General features: G+C 64.2%; 20 protein-coding genes and 1 pseudogene. 14 read left to right on the forward strand and 7 right to left on the reverse strand.

What is annotated here, in order from left to right:
- Positions 1 to 475 precede the first annotated feature (475 nt).
- Positions 476 to 1,864, forward strand: a complete 1,389-nt coding sequence (locus tag FJ867_RS14960) for a multicopper oxidase family protein (RefSeq protein ID WP_140817787.1) — start codon at positions 476 to 478, stop codon at positions 1,862 to 1,864.
- 20 nt (positions 1,865 to 1,884) lie between these two features.
- Here FJ867_RS14960 and FJ867_RS14965 read toward each other — a convergent pair whose 3' ends face one another.
- From FJ867_RS14965 to FJ867_RS14975, 3 genes are all read right to left on the reverse strand, one after another.
- Entirely contained in the window at positions 1,885 to 2,172 is a 288-nt protein-coding gene (locus FJ867_RS14965; protein ID WP_140501055.1) for a PTS sugar transporter subunit IIB, read from the reverse strand.
- Positions 2,173 to 2,189: 17 nt separating this feature from the next.
- Complete coding sequence (locus FJ867_RS14970; protein WP_140817789.1) at positions 2,190 to 2,651, reverse strand: PTS sugar transporter subunit IIA; 462 nt, start codon at positions 2,649 to 2,651, stop codon at positions 2,190 to 2,192.
- A 74-nt stretch (positions 2,652 to 2,725) separates the two neighbouring features.
- The gene (locus tag FJ867_RS14975) at positions 2,726 to 4,132 is read right to left on the reverse strand and encodes a PTS transporter subunit IIC (protein WP_140817791.1); all 1,407 of its coding nucleotides are present in this window, start codon (positions 4,130 to 4,132) and stop codon (positions 2,726 to 2,728) included.
- Positions 4,133 to 4,717: 585 nt separating this feature from the next.
- Here FJ867_RS14975 and FJ867_RS14980 point away from each other — a divergent pair.
- The 3 genes from FJ867_RS14980 (at position 4,718) to FJ867_RS14990 (ending at position 6,733) form a co-directional block, all read left to right on the forward strand.
- Positions 4,718 to 6,031, forward strand: coding sequence for an NAD(P)H-dependent oxidoreductase (locus tag FJ867_RS14980; RefSeq protein ID WP_140625618.1), 1,314 nt, complete (start codon positions 4,718 to 4,720; stop codon positions 6,029 to 6,031).
- Between the two features lie 67 nt (positions 6,032 to 6,098).
- Positions 6,099 to 6,341, forward strand: a complete 243-nt coding sequence (locus tag FJ867_RS14985; protein WP_140501063.1) for a type II toxin-antitoxin system VapB family antitoxin — start codon at positions 6,099 to 6,101, stop codon at positions 6,339 to 6,341.
- A complete protein-coding gene (locus FJ867_RS14990) occupies positions 6,341 to 6,733 on the forward strand; it encodes a type II toxin-antitoxin system VapC family toxin (RefSeq protein ID WP_140501065.1) in 393 nt (130 codons plus the stop codon). Before FJ867_RS14985 ends, FJ867_RS14990 begins: the two co-directional genes overlap by 1 nt.
- Before the next feature lie 10 nt (positions 6,734 to 6,743).
- Here FJ867_RS14990 and proC read toward each other — a convergent pair whose 3' ends face one another.
- The 3 genes from proC to FJ867_RS15005 are packed head-to-tail and all read right to left on the reverse strand — an operon-like array spanning position 6,744 to position 9,932.
- Entirely contained in the window at positions 6,744 to 7,559 is an 816-nt protein-coding gene (gene proC / locus FJ867_RS14995) for a pyrroline-5-carboxylate reductase (protein WP_140501067.1), read from the reverse strand.
- A gap of 59 nt (positions 7,560 to 7,618) precedes the next feature.
- Positions 7,619 to 8,965 carry an O-antigen ligase gene (locus FJ867_RS15000; RefSeq protein WP_140760641.1) on the reverse strand — a complete coding sequence of 449 codons (1,347 nt, stop codon included), beginning with the start codon at positions 8,963 to 8,965 and terminating at the stop codon, positions 7,619 to 7,621.
- Positions 8,934 to 9,932: a glycosyltransferase gene (locus FJ867_RS15005; RefSeq protein WP_140760644.1), complete on the reverse strand. Its 999-nt coding sequence runs from the start codon at positions 9,930 to 9,932 to the stop codon at positions 8,934 to 8,936. The genes FJ867_RS15000 and FJ867_RS15005 overlap by 32 nt, the downstream gene beginning before the upstream one ends.
- A gap of 171 nt (positions 9,933 to 10,103) precedes the next feature.
- Between FJ867_RS15005 and FJ867_RS15010 the strand changes: the two genes are divergently transcribed.
- The 3 genes from FJ867_RS15010 to FJ867_RS15020 are packed head-to-tail and all read left to right on the forward strand — an operon-like array spanning position 10,104 to position 12,993.
- Positions 10,104 to 11,276 (forward strand): glycosyltransferase family 4 protein, encoded by a 1,173-nt coding sequence (locus tag FJ867_RS15010; protein ID WP_140568170.1) that lies wholly within the window; start codon positions 10,104 to 10,106, stop codon positions 11,274 to 11,276.
- Complete coding sequence (locus tag FJ867_RS15015) at positions 11,273 to 12,067, forward strand: WecB/TagA/CpsF family glycosyltransferase (protein ID WP_140568171.1); 795 nt, start codon at positions 11,273 to 11,275, stop codon at positions 12,065 to 12,067. Before FJ867_RS15010 ends, FJ867_RS15015 begins: the two co-directional genes overlap by 4 nt.
- Positions 12,064 to 12,993: a DUF6492 family protein gene (locus FJ867_RS15020; protein ID WP_140817793.1), complete on the forward strand. Its 930-nt coding sequence runs from the start codon at positions 12,064 to 12,066 to the stop codon at positions 12,991 to 12,993. The genes FJ867_RS15015 and FJ867_RS15020 overlap by 4 nt, the downstream gene beginning before the upstream one ends.
- 46 nt (positions 12,994 to 13,039) lie before the next feature.
- Here the strand turns inward: FJ867_RS15020 and FJ867_RS15025 are convergent, their stop codons facing one another.
- Entirely contained in the window at positions 13,040 to 14,335 is a 1,296-nt protein-coding gene (locus FJ867_RS15025; RefSeq protein WP_140817794.1) for a lipopolysaccharide biosynthesis protein, read from the reverse strand.
- A gap of 199 nt (positions 14,336 to 14,534) precedes the next feature.
- Between FJ867_RS15025 and FJ867_RS15030 the strand changes: the two genes are divergently transcribed.
- The 7 genes and pseudogenes from FJ867_RS15030 to FJ867_RS15060 all read left to right on the forward strand — a co-directional run bounded on the left by FJ867_RS15030 (position 14,535) and on the right by FJ867_RS15060 (position 21,904).
- Positions 14,535 to 17,129 (forward strand): GumC family protein, encoded by a 2,595-nt coding sequence (locus tag FJ867_RS15030; protein WP_140558572.1) that lies wholly within the window; start codon positions 14,535 to 14,537, stop codon positions 17,127 to 17,129.
- A gap of 238 nt (positions 17,130 to 17,367) precedes the next feature.
- A complete protein-coding gene (folD, locus tag FJ867_RS15035) occupies positions 17,368 to 18,267 on the forward strand; it encodes a bifunctional methylenetetrahydrofolate dehydrogenase/methenyltetrahydrofolate cyclohydrolase FolD (protein WP_140501082.1) in 900 nt (299 codons plus the stop codon).
- A gap of 55 nt (positions 18,268 to 18,322) precedes the next feature.
- Entirely contained in the window at positions 18,323 to 19,285 is a 963-nt protein-coding gene (locus FJ867_RS15040) for a GlxA family transcriptional regulator (protein WP_140817796.1), read from the forward strand.
- 89 nt (positions 19,286 to 19,374) lie between these two features.
- Entirely contained in the window at positions 19,375 to 21,054 is a 1,680-nt protein-coding gene (locus FJ867_RS15045; RefSeq protein WP_140817798.1) for a VWA domain-containing protein, read from the forward strand.
- Positions 21,055 to 21,094: 40 nt separating this feature from the next.
- Positions 21,095 to 21,470: pseudogene (locus tag FJ867_RS28975) on the forward strand (hypothetical protein); the annotation flags it as partial.
- Positions 21,382 to 21,657, forward strand: a complete 276-nt coding sequence (locus FJ867_RS15055; protein WP_140501088.1) for a BrnT family toxin — start codon at positions 21,382 to 21,384, stop codon at positions 21,655 to 21,657. The pseudogene FJ867_RS28975 and the gene FJ867_RS15055, both read left to right, overlap by 89 nt.
- On the forward strand, positions 21,626 to 21,904 hold the full coding sequence (locus FJ867_RS15060; protein ID WP_140817800.1) for a helix-turn-helix domain-containing protein: 279 nt from the start codon (positions 21,626 to 21,628) through the stop codon (positions 21,902 to 21,904). Before FJ867_RS15055 ends, FJ867_RS15060 begins: the two co-directional genes overlap by 32 nt.
- Positions 21,905 to 21,964: the final 60 nt, after the last annotated feature.

Consider the following 21,964-nt stretch of genomic DNA (forward strand, 5'->3'; position numbering starts at 1 on the left):
CTCTCGCAGCACCAGACTGCCCGACATTTTCAGCGCCATCCATCCCATTCTTAAGCCCTTGCGGCACGAATGGGCAAAAAAAAGGCGCATCGGGCACCTGAATCCGAGATTTCGCGCAAGGTTGGTTCTCGTCGCGCTTTCATGGCGGGAGCAAATCGGCCTGCTTGCTTTCCTCCGCGACGAGCGCCTGCCCATAGCGGGCGACCGCTTGGCGCCCTTCCGCCCCCCACCCGCCCGATCGGACGGTTGAAAACATCGGCATTGGCGACCCGGGCGAGTCCGCTCCGGTCAGTGCCTTGAAGCATGATCTGGCGCGGCCGTCGTCCCGATCAGAGTCGCAGGGCGAAGCGCCGTCCGCGCAGACGGCGCTGGTTGCGGCTTCATCGGGATGCAAATGCCGATATCGGCATTTGCGCTGGCCGCCCGATCGTGATTCAAGTCGGCGATTCCGAGGGTTTTCCCGCTGGAGCGCAGCATGAGCTTGATCACACGCCGTCGACTTCTGAAATCGGCCGCGGTTGCCGGTGCGGGCGGGCTCGCGGCGATGGGGAGGCTTGGCGGCTGGGCCGTCGCCACGCCCGAGCCGGTGGTGCTGCGGACGGCCAGGATCCAGGCCACGCTGATGGAGGTCGGCCCGACCCGGGACGTGCTGACATATGGCAGCGCCGGAATGCCGCCGGTGCTGAGGATGAAAAAGGGCGAGCCCTTCGCCGCCCGGCTCGTCAACGCGATCGACGACCCGACGACGATCCACTGGCACGGCGTTCGGGTCCCCAACAAGATGGACGGCGTTCCGTTCCTGGTCCAGCCCTACGTCTATACCGGCGATCATTTCGACTACGCCTTCACGCCGCCCGATGCCGGCACCTTCTGGTACCACCCGCATTGCAACACGCTGGAGCAGATGGGGCACGGCCTGACCGGCGTCATCGTGGTCGAAAATCCCGGTGATCCGAAATTCGATGCCGAAATCGTCCTGAATCTGCGCGACTGGCGCCTCGGCGACGATGGCCAGTTCATCGATCAGTTCCGGCCGCGGGATGCCGCGAGAACCGGCACCTATGGCACGGTGCGCACGGCCAACTGGCTCGACCAGCCGCACTATGACGCGCCAGCCGGCGGGCTGGTGCGGCTGCGCGTCGCCATCACCGACGTGACGCGCAGCCATGCCTTTCGCGTCGACGGCGCGGAGGCGACGGTGATCGCGCTGGATGGCAATCCGGTGCCGCAGCGTTTTTCGCCCGATGCCTTGCTGCTTGGCCCGGGACAGCGCATGGAACTCGCCATCCGCATGCCTGACGCGGAGGGCGCGGTCGTGAGCCTGCGGGACGTCAGGGGCACCAAGCCCAAGGTGCTGGCTACCTTGCGTGCGGCTGGCAGCTCGCTGAAGCGCGACATTCGTGATGTCGCGCCGCTGGAGGCCAATCCGGTGGCGGAGGTCGATCTCTCCGCTGCCCAGCATATTTCGCTGGCGCTCAGCGCCACGGCCGAGAACATTGCGAGCGACGGCATATGCGGTTCGCTCGGCTACAGTTTCTGGGCCATCAACAAGGTGCCGTGGCCGGGTGACACGCCGGATCCGACCGCGCCGCTGGCCGAATTGAAGCTTGGCAGGAGCTATGTCATCGACATGGAGAACCTGACGCCGCAATCGCATCCGATGCATTTGCACGGCATGAGCTTCAAAGTGCTGTCATCCTCGACTCGGCCCGTGCAGCCGCTGGTTTCCGACACCTATCTCATCCAGCCCAACGAGAAGGTGAGCCTCGGCTTCGTCGCCGACAATCCCGGCGACTGGCTGCTGCACTGCCACATCATCGAGCATCAGAAATCGGGCATGACGAGCTACGTCAGGGTGACCTGAAACCGAGCGCGTGCCGCGGCCTACTTGCGCAGTTGCACCTCGATCTCGTCGAGCACCTTGTCCTTGCCGATGCCGGTGAGGAAGGCGAGGCCCTTGATGACCGGCTTGGTCACCGAAGCCGAGATCGGCGTCGTGGCGACGATGAAGTCGACGCTGTCGGCCAGCCCCGGCACTTCGGTCGCCTTGGCCTGCTGGGCGTTGAAGGTCAGGCCGCGCTGCTTCATCGCCTCGGTGACGGCGACGTTGACCGCGGTTGAGGTGGCTATGCCCGTGCCGCAGGCAAAGAGAATTGTTTTCTGTCTGGACATCTCTTGCTTCTCCTTGTTCAGCCGAGCACGGCCCGAACGTCGTCTAGCGTCGTGGCCGACCTCAGGCCGTCCAATGCATCTGGATTCTGGATGGTGGCCATAACGGCCTGCAGCGCTTCAATCTGCTTGTCCTTGTCATTGATGGCAAGCAGGAAGACGAAGCCGACCGGCAGCTTCTCGTCGGGGTCTTCCATGTTGGCGAAGACGACGGGGCGCTTCAATGTGCCCAAAGCGATCCCGGGCTTCAGGACATGTTCGGGATCGGTGTGCGGCACCGCGACATTGTCGGGGCGCTCCAGCGGCAGTCCTGTCGGGATGGTCAACTCGCGACGCACGACCGCGTCGGCGTAGGAATTTTTGACATAGCCGAGCGTCTCCAGCCGGCCGGCCAGGATGCGGATGATCTGCTCATTGGTCGAGGCATCGGATCCGAGCACGATCGCTTCGGGGTCCAGAAGCTGCATGAGGCTGTCAGACATGTTTTTGCTCCGTCGACAAAATCGTGCGCCCGCGGAGGGCGCACGATCATTTCAAACGTCAGGCGCGACGAGGCTCAGGCCGTGCCTTCGGCCGGCTCGTCCTCGGCGCCCGCTGCCCGCTCCCAGCCGAGCGTGTTGCGACGGTAGAGGACGAACAATGCCGCGATGACCACGGCGATGACGACGATGCCGGCAAGGCCAAGTCCCTGGATCGCCTCGATGATCACATAGGGCACCCACAGGAAGCCGTCGACGACCGAGGTGATCTGCAGCGCGTCTGCCGGCAGCTTGAAGCCCGAGGCGACGGCGGCACTTGTGAACAGCGGCGCCAGCGCGTTGGCGACGTAGAAGCCGATGGCCAGCGTCACCGTGCCGATCACCACCATGCGGAACACATTGCCTTTGACCAATGGCGCGGTCATGGCGACGATGAAGGGAATGACCGCCAGGTCGGCGAACAGGATGACGCGGTTGCCCGGCAGGATCACCGACAGGATGATCGCGATCGGCACCAGGATCAGCGATGACGAGATCGCGGCGGGATGACCGATCAGGATCGCCGAATCGAGGCCGACGAGAAGCTCGCGGTCGCCGGTGCGCTTGCGCACGAATTCCTGCGCCGCGTCGGAAACCGGGATCAGCCCTTCCATCAGGATCTTCACCATGCGCGGCAGGAGCAGCATGACGGCTGCCAGGGTCATGCCGGTGCCCAGCACCTTGGCGAACACCGTGCCGAGGTCACCCGCATTGTAGAAAGCGATGGCGCCAAGCACGAGACCGATGATCAAGCCGAGCACGACAGGTTCGCCGAACACGCCGAACCGGCGCTCGATGGTCTCGGTGTTGATGTTGATGCGGTTGATGCCGGGAATGCGGTCCATGATCCAGTTCAGGATGATGGCGATCGGCAGGATCTGCGCGGAAGCCAGGTGCGGCACCGAAATGCCGGGCACGCCGTAGAACTGCTGCACTGCGCGCGCCGACCAGTCGGCGAACAGCAGCGACAGTGCCGCGACCAATGCCGCGATGGCGATGCCGTAGGCCAGATTGTCGGTCGCCGCCACGACCAGCGAGCCGACAAAGGCGAAGTGCCAGAAGTTCCAGACGTCGACATTGAGCGTGCGCGTCATGCGCGTCAGCAACAGCACGATGTTGACCAGGATGCCGACGGGGATGACCCACAGGCCGACCGACGAGCCGAAGGCGATGGCGGCCGCCGACGGCCAGCCGACATCGATGATGTCGCGATGAATGCCGGTGTTGGTGACGATGGCCTTGGCGACGTCGCCGATCGACGTGAACATCAGGCCAAGCACGAGGTTGATGCCGATGAAGGCGACGCCGATGGTGACAGCGGCGCGAAAAGCCTTGCTGACCTTTGCGCCCAGAACGACGGCTATGATGAAAATGACGATCGGCAGCAGCACTGTTGCGCCGAGCGTGTCGATGGCCCCTTTGAGGCCCGCAAGAATAGTATCCATTTGTCCTCCCCTGGAGCACCGAGCCCGACCCCCGGGTTCGAAATGATGCTCCGTTGACCTCCAACGCCTTTGCCGCCAACCTCGGCGCAAAGGCACTCCCCGTTCTGCCCGCGAGGCGGAATGCGTCCCGCTCGGTGATGCGGGATGAACATTTGCCTTCGCTGGCGAACGAATGTTTTATTGAGGCAGTTCAAGGCAATGTCAATTGGCAAGTCTTTGAACCCAAGGCATCCGGGCTGACGGAGCCTTCGCCTGTGCGCTCTTGACGGAGCATTGAACGGAAAAACCCGCCTGTGCGGCGGGCCCTTGGCGCAACTCAGCACCATAGGCAAATATGTAGCATAGTTGCCCTCACCCGGTCAAGAAAAAATTCCTATCATGAGAAGCCGCCGGCACAGCGGACTGGCAGTCGTCAGGTCTTTGTCGCCGAGTTCGGAGCCCCGCTTCGGTCCAGTCGGGACTGGGCCGAGCGCCTCTATACCGCGCGATTTCATGGGAAATTGACTGTCGAGGCCAGTTTCGTTGGCAAGGAGGAGCTATTCCCTGCTAATCCGACGCGAACCAGGAAGCTGTGGACATCCCCGCATGACCAATGTCGCCTTGACCGGGCTCGCCCGCGATCTCGCCAGCCGTGCCGCCGAGGGCCGCCCGGTACGCATCGGCGTCATCGGTTCGGGCGAAATGGGCACCGATCTGGTCACGCAAGGCATGCTGATGCCCGGCATTTCGGTCTGCGCGGTCTCGACAAGACGTCCGCACACGGCACGCGAAGCGATCCGCATCGCCTATGGTGACGAAGCGATGGCCGTCGAAGCCGATACCACTTCGAAAGTCACCGCGGCGATCGAGTCGGGAAAGATCGCCATCACCTCCAACGAGATGCTGGTCACCAATCCGCTGATCGACGTCGTCATCGACGCCACCGGCAAGCCCGGCGTCGCCGCCGACTTCGACCTGATGGCGATGCAGCATGGCAAGCATCTGGTGATGATGAATGTCGAGGCCGACGTCACTATCGGCTGCTATCTCAAGCAGCAGGCAGATCGCCTCGGCGTCGTCTATTCGGTCGGCGCCGGAGACGAGCCCTCGAGCTGCATGGAGCTGATCGAGTTCGCCTCCGCACTGGGCCTGACCATCGTCTCGGCCGGCAAGGGCAAGAACAACCCGCTTAACCACGATGCCGTGCCCGACGACTATCGCGAGGAAGCGATCCGCCGCAACATGAACCCGCGCATGCTGGTCGAGTTCGTCGACGGTTCGAAAACCATGGTCGAGATGTGCGCCATCGCCAACGCCACCGGGCTGGTGCCCGATGTGCCCGGCATGCACGGCCCGAAGGCCGACCGCGACGACCTCGTCAAGGTGCTCATTCCGCGCGAGCATGGCGGGCTGCTCACGAAAAAGGGCGTTGTCGACTACACGGTCGGCAAGGGTGTCGCACCCGGTGTCTTCGTCATCGTCGAGGCGACCCACCCGCGCATCGTCGAGCGCATGGACGACCTGCATATCGGCCACGGTCCCTATTACAGCCTGTTCCGGCCCTACCATTTGACCTCGCTGGAAGTCCCGCTGACGGCAGCCCGCATCGTGCTCTTCGGCAAGCCCGACATGGTGCCGCTGCCAAGGCCGGTCGCCGAGGTATGCGCCGTCGCCAAGCGGGATCTGCTCGCCGGCGAAACCTTCGATGCGATCGGCGAGACCTGCTATCGCTCCTGGACGATGACCGTCGAAGACGCTCGCGCCCGGCGTGCCGTGCCGGTCGGCCTGCTCGAGGGCGGCAAGGTGCTGAAACCGGTGAGGAAAGGCGAGCTGTTGACGGCCGACAACGCCGCACCCGACCGGGCGACGAGACTGTTCGCTCTGCGCCGGCTGCAGGATGAGATGCTGTACGAAAAATAAGCCCGTTGTGGCGCTGTCATGACAGATGCACTATATTGTAATGGCAGATGACGCTGAGGATCGACCAATGAACCTCCAGATCAGGGACCCGCGTGCACGTGAGCTGGCACAGCGGCTCGCCGCCAAACGCAAGATTTCGATGACCGAGGCGGTGATCGAAGCTCTTGAGTCCGAACTGAAACGGGAAAGTGGACGCGCTCCGTTGGCGCAGCGGCTGGCTGCCATCGCTGATGAACTCAAAGCCAGAGCTGGTCATGGCGGCCGGCCCGTAGACAAGGATGAGATCGATGAGATGTGGGGCCACTCTTGATGTTTGTCGACACCTCGGTGGTCGTCGCAATTCTTTCGGGAGAGGGAGATGCTGGCGAGTGGAGCAACCGCATCGCGGTAGCACCTCGCAAAATTACTTCCGCGTTGGTGGTGCTCGAAGCGGCTATGCGGCTTTCAACTATGCTGGCCGTTGAGCCGCTTGTCGCTGAAGTGGCGATAGAGGCTTTTCTGCGCGAGTCCGAAATCGAAATCGTTCCGATCGACGCCGGCGACGCCAAGCTCGCGGTCCAAGCTTTTTCAGACTATGGAAAAGGACGCGGGCATCCCGCCCAACTCAACCTGGCCGATTGCCTGTCCTATGCATGCGCAAAGAGTCGTGGCTCTGCTCTGCTCTACAAAGGCAACGACTTCTCGCATACCGATCTGGCCTAGGGAGTCTGCTCTATTTCCCCAGTTCGATCGACCGCAGCCGCGCCGCTTCCACCGCTTGCGTGAGGAGATTGGTCAACCGGTCCTCGCCCATCAGCACACCAAGCGCCGCCGCCGTCGTGCCGTTCGGGCTGGTCACCTGCTGGCGCAGCAGGCCCGGCTCCTCGCCGCTTTCGGCGGCGAGGGAGGCGGCACCATAGACGGTCTGCATGGCGAGCAGCCTGGCGGTCGCCGCCGGCAGGCCCGCCTTCTCGGCGGCGACGGTCAGCGCTTCGATGAAATGGAAGATATAGGCCGGCCCCGATCCCGACACGGCGGTCACCGCATCCATCAGTCCCTCCTCGTCGATGGTGGCCACTTCGCCGCTGGCCGACAAGAGGTCGGCGACGAAACGCTTGGTGTCGTCGGAAACCAGCGGATTGGAAAACACCACCATCATGCCCTTGCCAATGGAAGCAGGCGTGTTGGGCATGCAGCGCACAACAGGCGCGCGGTCGCCCAGGATTTCCTCGAAGGTGGCGACCGGCGTGCCCGCGGCAATGCTGACGAAGGTGGTGCGCCCTTCGCCGAAACGTTTGTAAGCGGCGGTGACGTCGCGGATCACCTGGGGCTTCACGGCGATGACGATGAGATCAGGCACGGCACCGGCCGGGATATCGGTGGCGTCGGCAGCCGTTCCGCATCCCAGTGCGGCCGCGCGCTGGCGCAGGTCGGCATTGGGCTCGACCACGAAAACGGACGACGGTGCAAGCTTGCCGGATTTCAGCCAGCCCGAGAGCATGGCGTAACCCATATTGCCGCAGCCGGCGAGAACAAGCCTGATCGTCATCGAAAGCCCTCCGAGGAAAGGCTTCACATAAACGCTCGCGGATCAACGGGGAAGCCCTGTCAGGTGGAGTGGCCCAATCGCGCGCCACGACCGGCGTTGCGCAGCGCGACCGGGCGCAGCGAAACTTGTCTGAGCCCAAGCACACCGAGCACGAAGAACAGCCACACCGGATCGCCGCGGTGGAAGAAGAAGCTTTCTAGGAAGGCGTTGAGCGCGGCGAACAGCACCACCATCATGAAGAAATCGCCGAGATAGATGTTTTCCTTGCGCAAGGGAATGCGCATGTAGTCGCGCAAAGGGGCGATCAGGAAAGTGTAGACCGCCACGCAAAGCGCCGGAATGCCCATCAGCACGGCGATGTCGAGATAACCGTCATGGCCGTGCACGATGGTCCTGATATCCCACGGTCGGTCGAAGGGCTGATCCTGGTTGAGCAGCAGCGGCGTTCCCCAGAAACTCTCATAACCGTAGCCGGTCCACGGTTTCTTCGCCAGCATCTCGCCGGCGAACTCCCAGAGCGTGGTGCGCCCGGTATAGGTCAGGCCGGGAAAATAGATCGCCGCCAGCTGTTTCACCGGCGGCAGGAAAACGATGCCCAGCGTGCCGACCGCGGTAGCGATGATCGCCAGCGCGAACAGGATCGGCGTGCCGAGCCGCATGCCGACGATGCTTGGAAACATGACGATCAGGATCGAGAACGGCACCAGGCCGGCCGTGGTCTTGGATCCGGTGTGCAGCATGAACACCATCGCCGCGAAGAAAATTCCGGCGCCCCAGAACCGCTGCCCGCGCCGGAAGAGATAGAGGCCGGCGAAACTGAAGCAGGCCATGACCGGGCCGGCGATGTTCTTGTGGGTGAAGACGCCGCGCCACAGGCCGGCATGTTCGGGTTCCTGCGAATCGGCCGTGTGCATTGCCTCGTGCGGAAAGACGATGAGGCCGAGATAGGACAGGCCCATGACGGCCACCGCGGTGAAGATGATGACCTTCGAGAAGGAGTCCGCATCGCGCGGCAGCACAAGGATGGTCGCCATGGTCAGGATGCCGATCATGGTGAAGGAGGCGGCGCGCATCGCCGAGGGCGGGTCTGTCGCCAGCACCACCGACAGGAAGAAGAAACCCAGCATCAGCATCCAGGAAGGGCTGAGCAGCGAACGCACGATGCGCGGCTCGGCGAACGCCATCAGCGAAAAGATGGAAACGGCGCCGAGCGAGCCGAAGCCGAGCTGGTTGACGATGTCGCCGCCTTCGCCGGTGAGTTCCGCGCCCGCGGGCTGGAACGGGCGGAAGGATATCAGGATGACGGTGAACAGCAGCGCCGCGATCGCGGTTGCCACGCCGTCGCGTGTGAACGCGGCGCTGAGCGGCGCGCGCTCAGTTCTTTTCAGGCTGGCGGTATTGCTCATTGGCATATCCGAATTCGGCCAGCACGCGGCCCAGCGCCACATGGACAGGGTAGATGGCGGCCGCCGGCGATCCTGTCCGTGCAAGCCTGGCGGCGCCGCGAAATGGCGAGGCGGCAAGCAGGGCCAGGCTCTTCAGCAACACCTTGACGCCGGCCAGCGGGGTGCCGGCGCGTTTCTTCTTTTCGACCAGCGTCGAGATCACGCCGTTGCGCAGGCTGCGGGCGCGGATCCAGTCGGCCTCGACCCGCCGGGCCGGGACTGTCTCGGTTACGCTGGCCTCGGCGCACCAGCCAAGCACGAAGCCGCGCTGCGCCGCCCGGCTCAGGAAGTCGGAATCGCCGCCGCCCATGAAATTGAATTTCAGGTCGAGGAACGGCGGCCCCATGGCGGTAAGCACGTTGCGCCCCACTAGGAGATTGCCGGACGAATAGAGCGCCGGCACGAGGCCCGTCTTGCGGTAGGGCGGCGCGAAGACCGGATGCTTGGCCCAGCGCGCATGGGCGGGATCGGCGAAGTCGGGCACTTGCGGACCGCCGACAACATCGGCGCCAAGGCTCTCGGCCGCCGCGCACATCCGTTCCAGCCAGTGCGGATCGGCTATCTCGTCATCGTCGATGACCAGCAGGTGCCTGAAATTCGGGAAATGCAGGATCGCCGTCTGCCAGCCGGCATTGTAGGCGCTGCAATTGCCGCGCTGATGCGCGATGATCACCATGCCCGGTATGTCGCCGCGCTCGAACAGCGGCAGCGACGCCTGGGCGCCGGCACGTGCCTCGGCCTCGTTCTCCATGACGATGACGGCAAAGCGCCTGCCGGTCTGCTGTGCCCGCAGCGACGCCAGCGTTTGCAGGACCTGGTCCGGCCGCTTGAAGGTCGGCAAGGTGACGACGGCTTCGACGCCCTCCGTGTCAAGCCGGGGGGATCGTCCCGCGATCGATACCGAACCGTCCGATGGCAAAGGGATCATCCGTGTCAGCCGCATGGTGGGTCGAGTTCTGTTAGCACCATGACGATAACGTTTCGTTAATCACCTTTCACGGAGTGGCTCTTCAAGCCGAGGTTTTGGGTCGTCGATGCGCGCGCGTTTAATCAAGGGTTCACCGCGCTTTGCTACCGGCTGCACCACAGGATAGGTGAGATGCATCTGCTGTTCGCCACATCGATCGTGCCCGATGGCGCTCTCGCATCGGGCTACGAGATCGCCAATGCTGCAATCATCGCTGCCTTGCGGCGCGCCGGCGCGCGCGTCACCGTCATCGGCTTCATCTGGCCGGGGAAAGCCGCGGCCGATCCTGAAAACACCATCGTGCTGGGTGCCGTCGACGTGCGCACCGAAAATGCTTCAGCGCTGCAAAAGCTTGCCTGGGTCGGCAAGGCGATGCTTTCGGGCCTCACCTTCGCGTCGGCCAAGGTGCGTGCGGTCTCCGATGCCGAAGTCCTCGCCGCCATCGAGCGCGCCGGCCCCTTCGACGGCTATGTGCTCAATTCCGTGCAGTTCGCCGGCGCCTTCGAAAAGCTCTTCGACGAGCGGCCTTCGATCTTCGTCGCCCACAATGTCGAGCATCTTTCGGCGCGGGAAAATGCCGCTGCCGCCCCGGGCATCTTCCAGCGCCTGTTGTTCCGCCGCGAGGCAAGGCTGCTCGAGAGCGTGGAAGAGCGTCTGTGCCGCCGCGCGCGTTTCGTCTTCACGCTGGCCGAGGAAGACCGTTCGGCACTTGGCGCGGCCTCCGACGACCGCTCGGCGGTGCTGCCGCTGGTGACGGGCGCCAGGCCACCGGCGCACAGCGGTCGGCGCAAGATCGAGTGCGACGCGGCGCTGATCGGCACCTGGACTTGGCAGCCGAACCGCATCGGGCTCGGCTGGTTCCTGGACAAGGTGGTGCCGCATCTGCGCCCAGACTTCCGCATCAGGATCGCCGGCAGCATCCCGTCTGACATCGCCTCGACGCATCCCGGCGTCGCTTTCGTCGGACGCGTGCCGGACGCCCAGGCTTTCATACGCGGCGGCGCCGTCATCCCGCTCATCAGCACCGCCGGCAGCGGCGTGCAATTGAAGACGATCGAAACGTTCGAGCTCGGCCTGCCCGCCGTTGCCACCAGCCACGCGCTGCGCGGCATCGACCATCGCCCGGTCAATTGCGCCGTCACCGACGATCCGGTCGCCTTTGCCAAGGCGCTGGAGGCCGCGGCGGCCGATATTACGGACGTCGACGGTAGCGCGTTCCACCGCCGGCAGCTCAAGGCGCTGGACGCCGCCATTCGGTTTGGCCTGGAGAAGCTCGGTCCGGTCATGCAGGAGGCGTTTGCATGAACATGCACGCCGCCCGCGCCTCGTTCGGGCCCGACACATTGAAGACGATCTTCGGCATCTCCGTGCTCGCCATTCGCTGGGACGACGCGATCGCCCTGCTGACGCGGCTGATCGTGGAACGACGCTTCACCAAGGTCAGCTTCCTCAACGCCCATAACGCCAATCTCGCCTACACCGATCCGGTGTTCGCCCAGGCGCTCGACGATTTTCTCATCCTGCCGGACGGCATCGGCGTCGATCTCGCAGCGCAGCTTCTCTATGGCGCGCCGTTCCCGGACAATCTCAACGGCACCGACTTCGTGCCGGCCTTTCTGCGGTCGGTGACCCGGCCGCTGACCGTGGGGCTGCTCGGCGCGACGCGCGTCAATGCCGAGGCCGCGTCGAAGAAGCTCGCGGCGATTGCCGTCCAGCACAGATTCGTGGTCATCCATGACGGCTACTTCTCCGCTGCGCAGGAGCCGGAAATCATCGAACGCATCGCGGCGCTGCGGCCTGATATGCTGCTGGTCGCCATGGGCGTGCCGCGCCAGGAATTGTGGATCGAACGGCACATCGACGAGCGCCACTGCACGCTGCCGGTCGCGGTCGGCGCGCTGCTGGATTTTCTCAGCGGCGCCGTGCCGCGCGCGCCCTTGTGGATACGGCGCCTCAGGCTGGAGTGGCTGTTTCGGCTGGCGGTCGAGCCGGGACGGCTCTGGCGCCGCTATGTGGTCGGCAACCCCTTGTTCCTGTGGCGGGTCCTCAAACAGAAATTGTTGAACCGGCCCCAAGCCGCCGGAGACGTCCGTTGAACGAGAGGTTCGTTCCGGGCGCGATCGCCGAACCCGGACTGCTTCGGGCAACGCCGACGGCAGCCATGGTGACGGCAAGCTATGCGCCGGATTTCGAGCGTTGCCGCTTGCTCTGCGAAACCCTCGACCGGCACGTCACGGGCGTCGCGCATCACTACATTCTGGTCGAAGGCCGCGACGTCAAATTGTTTCGACGGTTGGAGAGCGCCAACCGATCCGTCGTCGACGAACGTGAGTTGCTGCCGCGCTGGCTGCATGTCTTCGACGATCCGCTTAGCCTGTTCCGGCGGCGCGTCTGGCTCAGCCTGAAGACGCAGCCGCTGCGCGGCTGGCACGTGCAGCAGCTGCGCCGCATCGCCATAGCGGCGCATGCATGCCAGGACGTTCTGGTCTTCTGCGATTCCGACGTCGCCTTTCTGAAGCCTTTCGATTGCGGCGCGTTCTGGCGCGACGGCAAGGCGCGGCTGTTCCGCCGTGACGGCGTGCTTGCGCAGGACGGTCATGACGAGCATCGCACATGGTCGCGCAATGCCGGCTCCGCGCTCGGCATCGATCCGTCGAGGAATTCGGTTCACGATTACATTTCGACGCTGATCGCCTGGCGCCGCGACACCGTGCTGGCCATGTGCAGTCGGATCGAGGAGGTGCATGGCCGAAACTGGGTCGAGGTCGTCGGCTCGGCGCGCAAATTCTCCGAATGCATGATCTATGGCCGCTATGTCGACGATCTGCTGGACGGCGCTGGCCACTTCCATGGCTCGGAAGAATTCTGCCGCGTCCACTGGACCGGTGAGGCGCTGTCGGATGATGAATTCCGTCGCTTCGTTGCCGCCATGGCGCCCGAACAGGTGGCGATCGGCATGCAGTCCTTCATCGGCACCGATACCGGCCGCATCCGCCGGCTGATCGGGCTCGACCGACCCTGATCCTGAAAAGCGAACCGGTTCTCGGAAAGACTGCCCGGATGAAGGATCAGATCGCCTTCGCCGGCTTGCGCAGCGCCGAATAGGTCAGCAGCATCGACGCGAGATAGAGCAGCAGGAAGACGACGTTGAGCGACAGCACCAGCTTCGATGTGTCGGCAATGGTTGTCAGCACATAGGTCAGCAGCAGCGCCTTGAGAGCGGCGAGCAGGCCGAGATTGAGCGCCCGCACCAGCGTCTGGCCGCGCGCGAACAGAAGTTCCGCCTGGTATTCGACCAGATTGCGCAGTCCCGGAACGCCGATCGCAAGCGCCACCAGGGGAGCGGCCTCCGAGACGTTCTTGCCGAGCGCCCCGGGGAAGAAATGCAGCACCACGGCAAGCGCCAGCAGCGCCAGCGTCGAGACCGCGAATACGCCGCCTTCGATGCCGCTCTTGACCGCCAGCCGTGACAAGAGCTCCGGGGCGCGCATCATGCGCTGCACCAGCATCATGGAGAAGGTGCGGATCGGGATCGCCGTCAGGTCGACCAGCCGCATGATGATGGCATAGATGCCGGCCAGGTGCGGCCCGCCGATCGCCAGCACCAGAAGCTTGTCGAACTCCATCTGCAGGTAGAACAACACCTCGGCGCCGGCGACGTAGATCGAATCGGCGAGCCGCCTGAGATAGAGCTCGCCGCGCAGCCGCAGCCGTTGGCGCGGATAGAAGAGGCCGAACGCGACCAGCAGCGAGGCCGCGTTCGCGCCGATATAGAACCAGGACCACACCCAGACGCTGTGTTGCGCCCAGAACATGAACAGCACCGCGCCGGCCGCCCGCAAAGCGGTCGCCAGGATCGCCAGCACGGCGGCACGGCCGAATTTGCCGAGCCCGTTGTTGACGATCAGCGCCACCTCCACCGGCCGCCACAGAAGCGCCTCGGCAAAGACGATTGCCGCGAACACCGGCAGCGGCACGGTGCTGGCAAAGAAGATCAGGTAGACGATGTAGGAGGCCGCGGCGAGCAGCGGCAACGAGACGATGCCCAGCAGCAGGAAGCCTGCGGTGAAGGTGCCGATCAGGTTGGGGCGGATGGTGGCGGTGCGGTAGAGTGCCGAGATGAAGCCGAAGGCCAGAAGCCGCGACAGCATCACTCCGGCGGCCGAGGCGGTGGCGAACATGCCGAACTCGGCGATGGAAAGCGTATTGGCCAAGGCGATGAAGTAGGCGAGTGAAAACACCAGCCGCCCGCCGGCGCCGCTGATCGCTGAAAAATAGTCGCGAACCAGCCCCCGTCTTTCGGCCACGAAGGTGCCGATCCGGGCGAGGGGCCGCCTCTGCGGTATGTCGCTGGCCTCAGTCATAGGTCAGGGAAAGGCATAGGCGGCAAAGTTTAACGTGCCCTTCTGAAATCTTCCTGCATCTGCTGAAATTCCAAGCAGCCGGCAACAAGCAATGCTTTCGGCCGCCTAAAATTAACCTTTTGTTTCCTATGCTTGTTTAGCGTGGCTTAACAAATGGCCGACTGCCGCTGTCTGGCGGCTGAAAGTAAGCTCCGCGACAATGGGCGACAGGGAAAATCGTGAGGACTGGAGGCGCGAGCGATCCTTGCTGGCGCTTGGCCAAGCCGTGCGCGGTGAGGACGAGGCATCGCTGGTCTCGCTAGGGGATCGGGCAAATCCGTCATGGCGCGAGGATGCCGCCACACGTCATCGCCTGGCGCGTTCGCAGCGCGAGGCGAAGATGAATCCGGCGCCTTCCGCATCCACCGCAACGCAACGCTTGCAGCCGGGCGGCGAGCCGGCTCCGGCGTCCGCCGGCATTTCGCGTTCGCACGATGGGGCCGGTATCGGCGGTTCGGACTCGGCGATGCCGTATGAAGAGACGGTTCCTGAGATCGCCTCGAGCGTTGATTCCCCGCGCAGCACATCCGAACCGCTGAGCGCGAGCGAAGCGGGAACATCTCCTGGCGAGGATGCCGACAGCCAGCAATGGAAGCCCCTGATCGATCCGATGCAGGTGGTTCGCGGCGTCGCCAGGTCCAAAGCGCTGATCATCACCACGACGGTACTGGGCGCGGCGCTCGGCGTTGCGATTGCCCTGTCGACGCCGAAGAAATACGAGTCCACCACCGAACTGATCGTCGACCCGCGCGACCTGAAGCTTACGGATCGCGATCTCACCCAGGCGGTGGTCATGCCCGACGCGGCGCTCGTCAACGTCGAGAACCAGATCAAGTTGCTGACCTCCGGCACCGTGTTGAACAAGGTTGTCCAGGAGCTCGACCTGGTCGACGACCCCGAGTTCAACGGCCAAGGCAATGGCGGCCTGGGCGTCATGTCGCTGATCCGCTCGATCCTGTTGCGCCAGGACGGACCGGGCGGTGTCGACCAATCCCGCCGCCTTTCCCTTGCCATCGTCAACCTGGCCGAGAGCGTTTCGGTCGAGCGCGGCGGCAAGACCTCCGTGATCACCATCGGCGTCACCACGCAGGACGCCCAGAAATCGGCGCTCATCGCGGAAACGATGACGAAGGTTTTCCTGCAGACTTCGGGTGAAATCCAGTCCGACACTGCCGGCCGGGCCAACAACGAACTGACGGCGAAACTCGACGAGATGCGCAAGGGCGTCGAAGCCGCCGAGCGCAAGGTCGAGGATTTCAGGGCCACCCATGATCTTGTCGACGCGCAGGGCCATCTGATCAGCGACGACCAGATGCTCAAGCTCAACGAGCAGCTTTCCGTCGCCCGCGCCCGCACGCTGGAGCTGAACGCCCGCGCGGCCTCGGCACGTCAGGTCAACGTGAATTCGGTGCTCAGCGGCACCTTGCCTGAAGAGATCAACTCCAACTCCATGAGCGATCTGCGCTCGCAATACGCAACGCTCAAACAGGAGGCTGATCGGGCAGCGGTCCGGCTCGGACCGCGCCATCCCGAGCGCCAGGCGCTCGAGGCCCAGCTCACCGGCGCGCGCGAACGCATCGTCGCCGAACTCAGCCGCATCGCGTCGTCGCTGCAGGTTGACCTGAAACGCTCGGTCCAGCTCGAACAGGACCTTGCTTCCCGCCTGGCGCAGATGAAGGTGCGCAGCGGCGACGTCAACAGCGACCTTGTCTCGATGCGCGAACTGGAACGCGAGGCCTCGGCCAAGCGCTCGGTCTATGAGCAATATCTCCTGCGCGCCAAGGAGACCGGCGAGCAGAAGAATATCAACACCGCCAATATGAGCGTCATCTCGCCCGCCTCCATTCCGCTGGAGCCGAACGGGCCGTCGCGCGCCGTGGTGGCGCTTGCCGGCCTGCTGCTGGGCTTTGCCTCCGGCGTCGGTCTCGGCGCCATGCGCGGCGCCTATGAAAGCCTGCGTGAGACCGCCGGGTCACGATCCCGCCGTGACCGCAAGATGGACGAACGCCGGGCGCCGCTCGATGACCAGGCATTCCGGGCGCCGCCTCCGCCGGCGCCGCCGATACCGCAAGCATCGCCGCCGCAATCACCGCCGCCGCCACCAGCATCAGTGCCGCCGCTTGCCGCGCAGCCCGGAGCCGCTGCCACCGAGGGTCCAAGCCGGATCGGCTTGCTGATGTCGAGGCTGCGCAAAGCCGTGTCCCGCAAGCCCGGCACCGAGGCGCAGGACGATGCGTTTCCCGGTGCATCTGCATCGGCCGCTGTCGCCGAAGAGGGCCGGCCGGCGAGCACTCCGGCATTTCCCGACTATCCGGCTCCGGATTCCGCCTTTGGACATCGCCCGCCAGCTCCAGACTATCCGCGGCCATCTTTTCAGCCAGACGCGGACGCCGGCTATACGCGGCCCATGGGACCGCCATTGCGGTCGCCCCTGGTGCCGCAGCAGGCGATGTATCCGGCCTCGTCCCATCCCTATGCGCAGCCCTTGGTCTATCCGCACATGCAGCCTTGGCAGACGCGGTCGGCGGCAGGTCATCCCCAGGCCGCGGCGCCCTATGGCGCGCCCATGCCCTACCCGGCCGCACCCGCTCCGGCTCAGCCGTCGGCCTATCCCGCCGCGCCGCTGGAGCAGCCCGCCGCCGCCGAGAAGGGCGCCGAGCAGGCGTCGATCGAGGAAATTCGCGCCAGCCTGCGCGAATTTCGCGAGGCTGTTCGCGAGCTTACCGAGAGCCGCGCCGGCCGCCGCTATTTCTGAGCCACAAGATAGTCTCCTGTGTCGAACAAAAGCGGGCCGGTTTCGCGTAAACGGCATCGGACGGCGCTTTGACGGGATTGCGTGTTCGAATTTTCGTCAAAATGCCGCGCGGTGTCTTGCCGGAGACGCAGCCCGGCTGGCCGGGCCATGCAGGCTTCGGCACGCTTGAGAAAAGGATCCAAAGCGCCGCATTTTCAGACGCGGCCGGTTTGGCGGAACGTATCGAGGGGTGATTCATATGGCCGAAGTGATTGACGGCAAAAGCGTTGCCGAAGACGTGGTGCGGACGGTGAAGACCTTGACCGCGGAGCTTGTCGCCAAGGGCAAGATCCAGCCCGGCCTCGCCGTGGTTATCGTCGGCGAGGATCCGGCGAGCCAGGTCTACGTCGCCTCCAAATCCCGCACCGCCAAGGAATGCGGCTTTCATTCGGTCCAGCACACGCTGCCGGCGGACACCTCCCAGGAGGCGCTGCTCAAGATCATCGCCGACCTCAACGCCGATCCCGCCATCAACGGCATCCTGGTGCAGCTTCCGCTTCCCGCCCACATCGACGCCGGCAAGGTCATCCAGGCGATCGCGCCGCAGAAGGATGTCGACGGCTTCCATTTCATCAATGTCGGCAAGCTCGGCACCGGCGAACTCGACACCGCTTTCGTTCCCTGCACGCCCGCCGGCTCGATGCTCCTGATCGAGCGCGTGCGCGGCAAGGATCTGTCGGGCCTCAATGCCGTCGTCGTCGGCCGTTCCAACATCGTCGGCAAGCCGATGGCCAATCTCCTGCTCGCCGCCAATTGCACCGTCACCATCGCGCACAGCCGCACGAAGGATCTGCCGGGGCTGGCCCGCACCGCCGACATTCTCGTCGCCGCCGTTGGCCGGCCGGAGATGATCAGGGGCGATTGGGTGAAGCCCGGCGCAACCGTCATCGACGTCGGCATCAACCGCATCCCGGCCCCGGAGAAGGGGGAGGGCAAATCCCGCCTCGTCGGCGACGTCGCCTATGCCGAAGCGGCCAAGGCCGCCGGCGCCATCACGCCCGTGCCCGGCGGCGTCGGGCCGATGACCATTGCCATGCTGATGGCCAATACGTTAGCCTCCGCCTACCTTGCGGCCGGGTTGAAACGGCCCTCCTTCTGACCACCAGAAAGCAGCAGCTTTGCCGAACCCAACTATTCCCTTGGAACGGCCGGTCATGAATGATCCCGTTCAAGGCGGCCGGCAATTCGCATTCCTGCTGGTCGACAAGTTCTCCATGTTCTCGCTGGCCGCCGCGATCGACACGTTCCGTTCGGCGAACCGGCTGCTCGGCCGCGATTTCTACGGCTGGACGACGGTATCGGCCGATGGCGATCCGGTGATGGCGTCCAACGGCTTGCCGCTCAAGATCGACTATGCGGTTGCCGACCTGCCGCCGGTCGACATCCTCTTCGTCTCGGTCGGGCTGACCACCGAATTTCCCGGCAAGAGCAAGGTGCTGGCGGCGCTACGCAGCTGGGGCCGGCGCGGCAACGCGCTCGGCGCGCTGTCGGTCGGATCCTATTTGCTGGCCGAGGCCGGCCAGCTCGACGGCTATCGCTGCACTATCCATTGGGAGAATCGCGCCGGCTTCGTCGAGCGCTTTCCCGACATCAACTGCACCGGCAACGTCTTCGAGATCGACCGCAAGCGCTACACCTGCGCCGGCGGTACCACCTCGATCGACCTGATGCTGGAGATCGTGCGCGGCGACTTCGGCTCGAACCTCGCCAATGGCGTCGCCAACCAGTTCCAGCACGAGCGCATTCGCTCGGCCGGCGATCGCCAGCGCGTCGGGCCGGAGCGCGACCTCACCGGCAAGTCGGAGAAGCTCAAGCGCATCGTCGAGCTGATGGCCGACCATCTCGACGAGCCGCTCTCGGCGGTGCAACTCGCTAAATCGGCCGGCCTTTCGGTGCGTCAGGTGGAGCGTTTGTTCCTGCGCCACCTCAACGTCACGCCCGGCCGCTACTACATGCGGCTGCGGTTGGAGCGGGCGCGCGAATTGTTGCGCCAGACCAACATGCCGATCCTCGATGTGGCGATCGCCACCGGCTTCACCTCGCATTCCTATTTTGCCCAGAGCTACCGGCTGCAGTTTGGCCGCCCGCCTTCCGAAGAGCGCCGCACCACCTACTAAGCCGCGGACAAGCCGCGTCCGGGCTTGTGTCCCAGGGTGGGCTCAAATAGCTTCAGCCGGCGGACGGGGCGGCTACTCAGGAGATTTTGATGGCGGGACTTGCACGGAGCGTCGCTGCGGCGTTTCTCCTTTTGTCGATGACGACATTCGGCTTTGCCGCGAACAAGCTCATCATCATCCTCGACGCTTCAGGGTCGATGTGGGCGCAGATCGACGGCAGGCCCAAGCTGGAAATCGCCCGTGAGTCGCTGAGAAACGTGCTGCAATCGGTTCCCGCCGACGATGAACTCGGTTTCATGGCCTATGGCCATCGCAAGAAAGGCAGTTGCGAGGACATCCAGCTGATCGTACCGCCGCAGGCCGGCTCGGCGAGCGCGATTTCGGCCGCGGCCGACAGCATGAAATTCCTCGGCAAGACGCCGCTGACATCAGCCGTCAAGCAGGCGGCCGAAGCGCTGAAATACACCGAGGACAAGGCGACCGTCATTCTCATCACCGACGGGCTCGAGACCTGTGGCGGCGATCCTTGCGCGCTTGGCAAGGAACTCGAATCGTCCGGCGTCGATTTCACAGCCGACGTTGTCGGCTTTGGCCTTACGGCCGACGAAGGCAAGCAGATCGCTTGCCTCGCCGACAACACCGGCGGCAAGTACATCCAGGCGTCCGACGAGAAGGCGCTGCGGCAAGCTTTGGTCGAAACCGTCGCCGCACCGGCGCCGTCACCGCCCCCCGCGCCGGCGCCGGCAACCGAACCGGCGCCAGCGCCAGCGCCTGCGCCGGAGCCTGCAAGGCCTGCTTTCAATTTCCAGCCGACCGTGGTGATGGCCGAAGGCGGCGAGCCGATCACCGACGGCAATGCCTGGGAGATTTACAAAGCCAACCCCGACGGCTCGCGCGGCGAGTCCGTCACCACCGAATATGGCAGCTATAGCGGCAAACTCGATCCCGGCGACTATATCGTCGTCGCGCGCGACGACGAAGCCAAGGTCGAGCAGAAGGTCAAGATCGAGGCCGGCCAGGTCCAAAAACCGCTCTTTATCCTGAACGCCGGCACATTGATCATTCACCCGCATGCCAGCCAGGGTGCCGAGATCAGCAGCGAAGCCCGCGTCGATTTCGCCTATCCCGGTGGCAGCACCACCCATTACGGCGACACCCAGGCCATCGTGCCGGCGGGCGAACAGAAGGTGACGGTGCAGATCGGTGCCGGCACGGTGACGGAAACAATCCAGCTCGCCGCCGGGCAGACCGTAGAAAAGGACGTCGTGGTCGGCGTCGGCCAGGCCATGCTCAATGCCTACTATACGTCTGGCGGCGAGAAGGCCGACAATTCGGCCATCGGCTTTGAGATCGTCAAGGCGAAGAAGAAGATCGACGGCAGCCGCGACAGCGTCGAGCACTCCTATGGGGCCGATAGCAAGTTCTGGCTGCCGCCCGACGACTATGTGGCGGTGACAACGCTCGATCTCGCCGTCGTCGAGCAGCCTTTCAGCATCAAGCCCGGCGACAGCCAGGACGTGAAGGTCGTGCTCGATGCGGGCGTGCTCGCAATATCGGCGCCCGGCGCTTATTCGATTGAGGTGTTTTCGTCGAAAAAGGACATCGATGGCAAGCGCAAATCGCTCGGCTTCAACTACGGCGACAACTGGCAGCAGACGATCCCCGCCGGCGATTATGTCGTCGTCCAGCATATGTCGGATGAGGGTCATGACAAGGAGATGCCGGTGACAGTCAAGGCTGGCGAACGGGCCGAGATCACGGTTCAGTAGGGTTTGGTTGTCAGCAACAGAAGGGGCGGCCCACGAGCCGGCCTACCAGGCCGGTCTCGATTGGCGGACCGTCAAGTCAATCAACGACACCTACGACATTCCGGCCGTGCTGAAAGCTCGACCATGGCCGAGATGCGATGAATGTGCTGCCCGAAATCGCCGGCGCTTTAGCCGGCCGAGCGAAGGTTTACCCAGCGGCTCCAGTTACCATACCGAGCGGTTTAAGCGCCTTTCCTCTGTGGGTTTGTCGCGCTCCTAAAACCCTCGACATTTCACGAGTGAAAAGGGACTTGCGATCTATACGGAAATCCCGTATGATTGTAGCCCATGACGCAGGACAGGTTCGACTCTGCCAAGGATGCGGCGAATCGCGAAAAGCACAAATTACCGCTGGCCTTTGGCGATCGGATTTTTGAGGACGACAACCATCTCATTATCCCCTCCATCCGAGAGATCGACGGCGAGGAACGGTTCAAGGTGGTCGGCATCGTCGGGGAGAAGCTGTTCACCGGCGTCTTCGTCTGGCGGGGTGAACAGCCCCGCTTCATCTCAGTGAGAAGGAGCAACAAGGGTGAAGAACGAGCATATCTCGCTACCTGCTGACCCGGCTGACGCCGATGACTTCGACGTGACGGCTGGGGCGATGGACCGGGGCCAGCGCGCCCGCCTGATCCGCAAGACGAGGACCGGGCTTGGCCTGTCGCAGTCCGAGTTCGCCAGCCGCTTCCGGGTTCCGGTCGGCACGCTACGCGATTGGGAGCAGGCGCGGGCAACCGCGCCGGATTTCGCTATCGCCTATGTGCGCGTGATCGGTCAGCATCCGGACATGGTGGCGAAGACCGTCGCATAGCTGGCGTCACCGAGGAGTTTCGGCTTGCATGTCGTAGTTTCGGCAGCTTCGCGAATTTGC

Source organism: Mesorhizobium sp. B2-5-3 (genome assembly GCF_006441005.1).
In the GTDB taxonomy this organism is placed as follows: Bacteria; Pseudomonadota; Alphaproteobacteria; order Rhizobiales; family Rhizobiaceae; genus Mesorhizobium.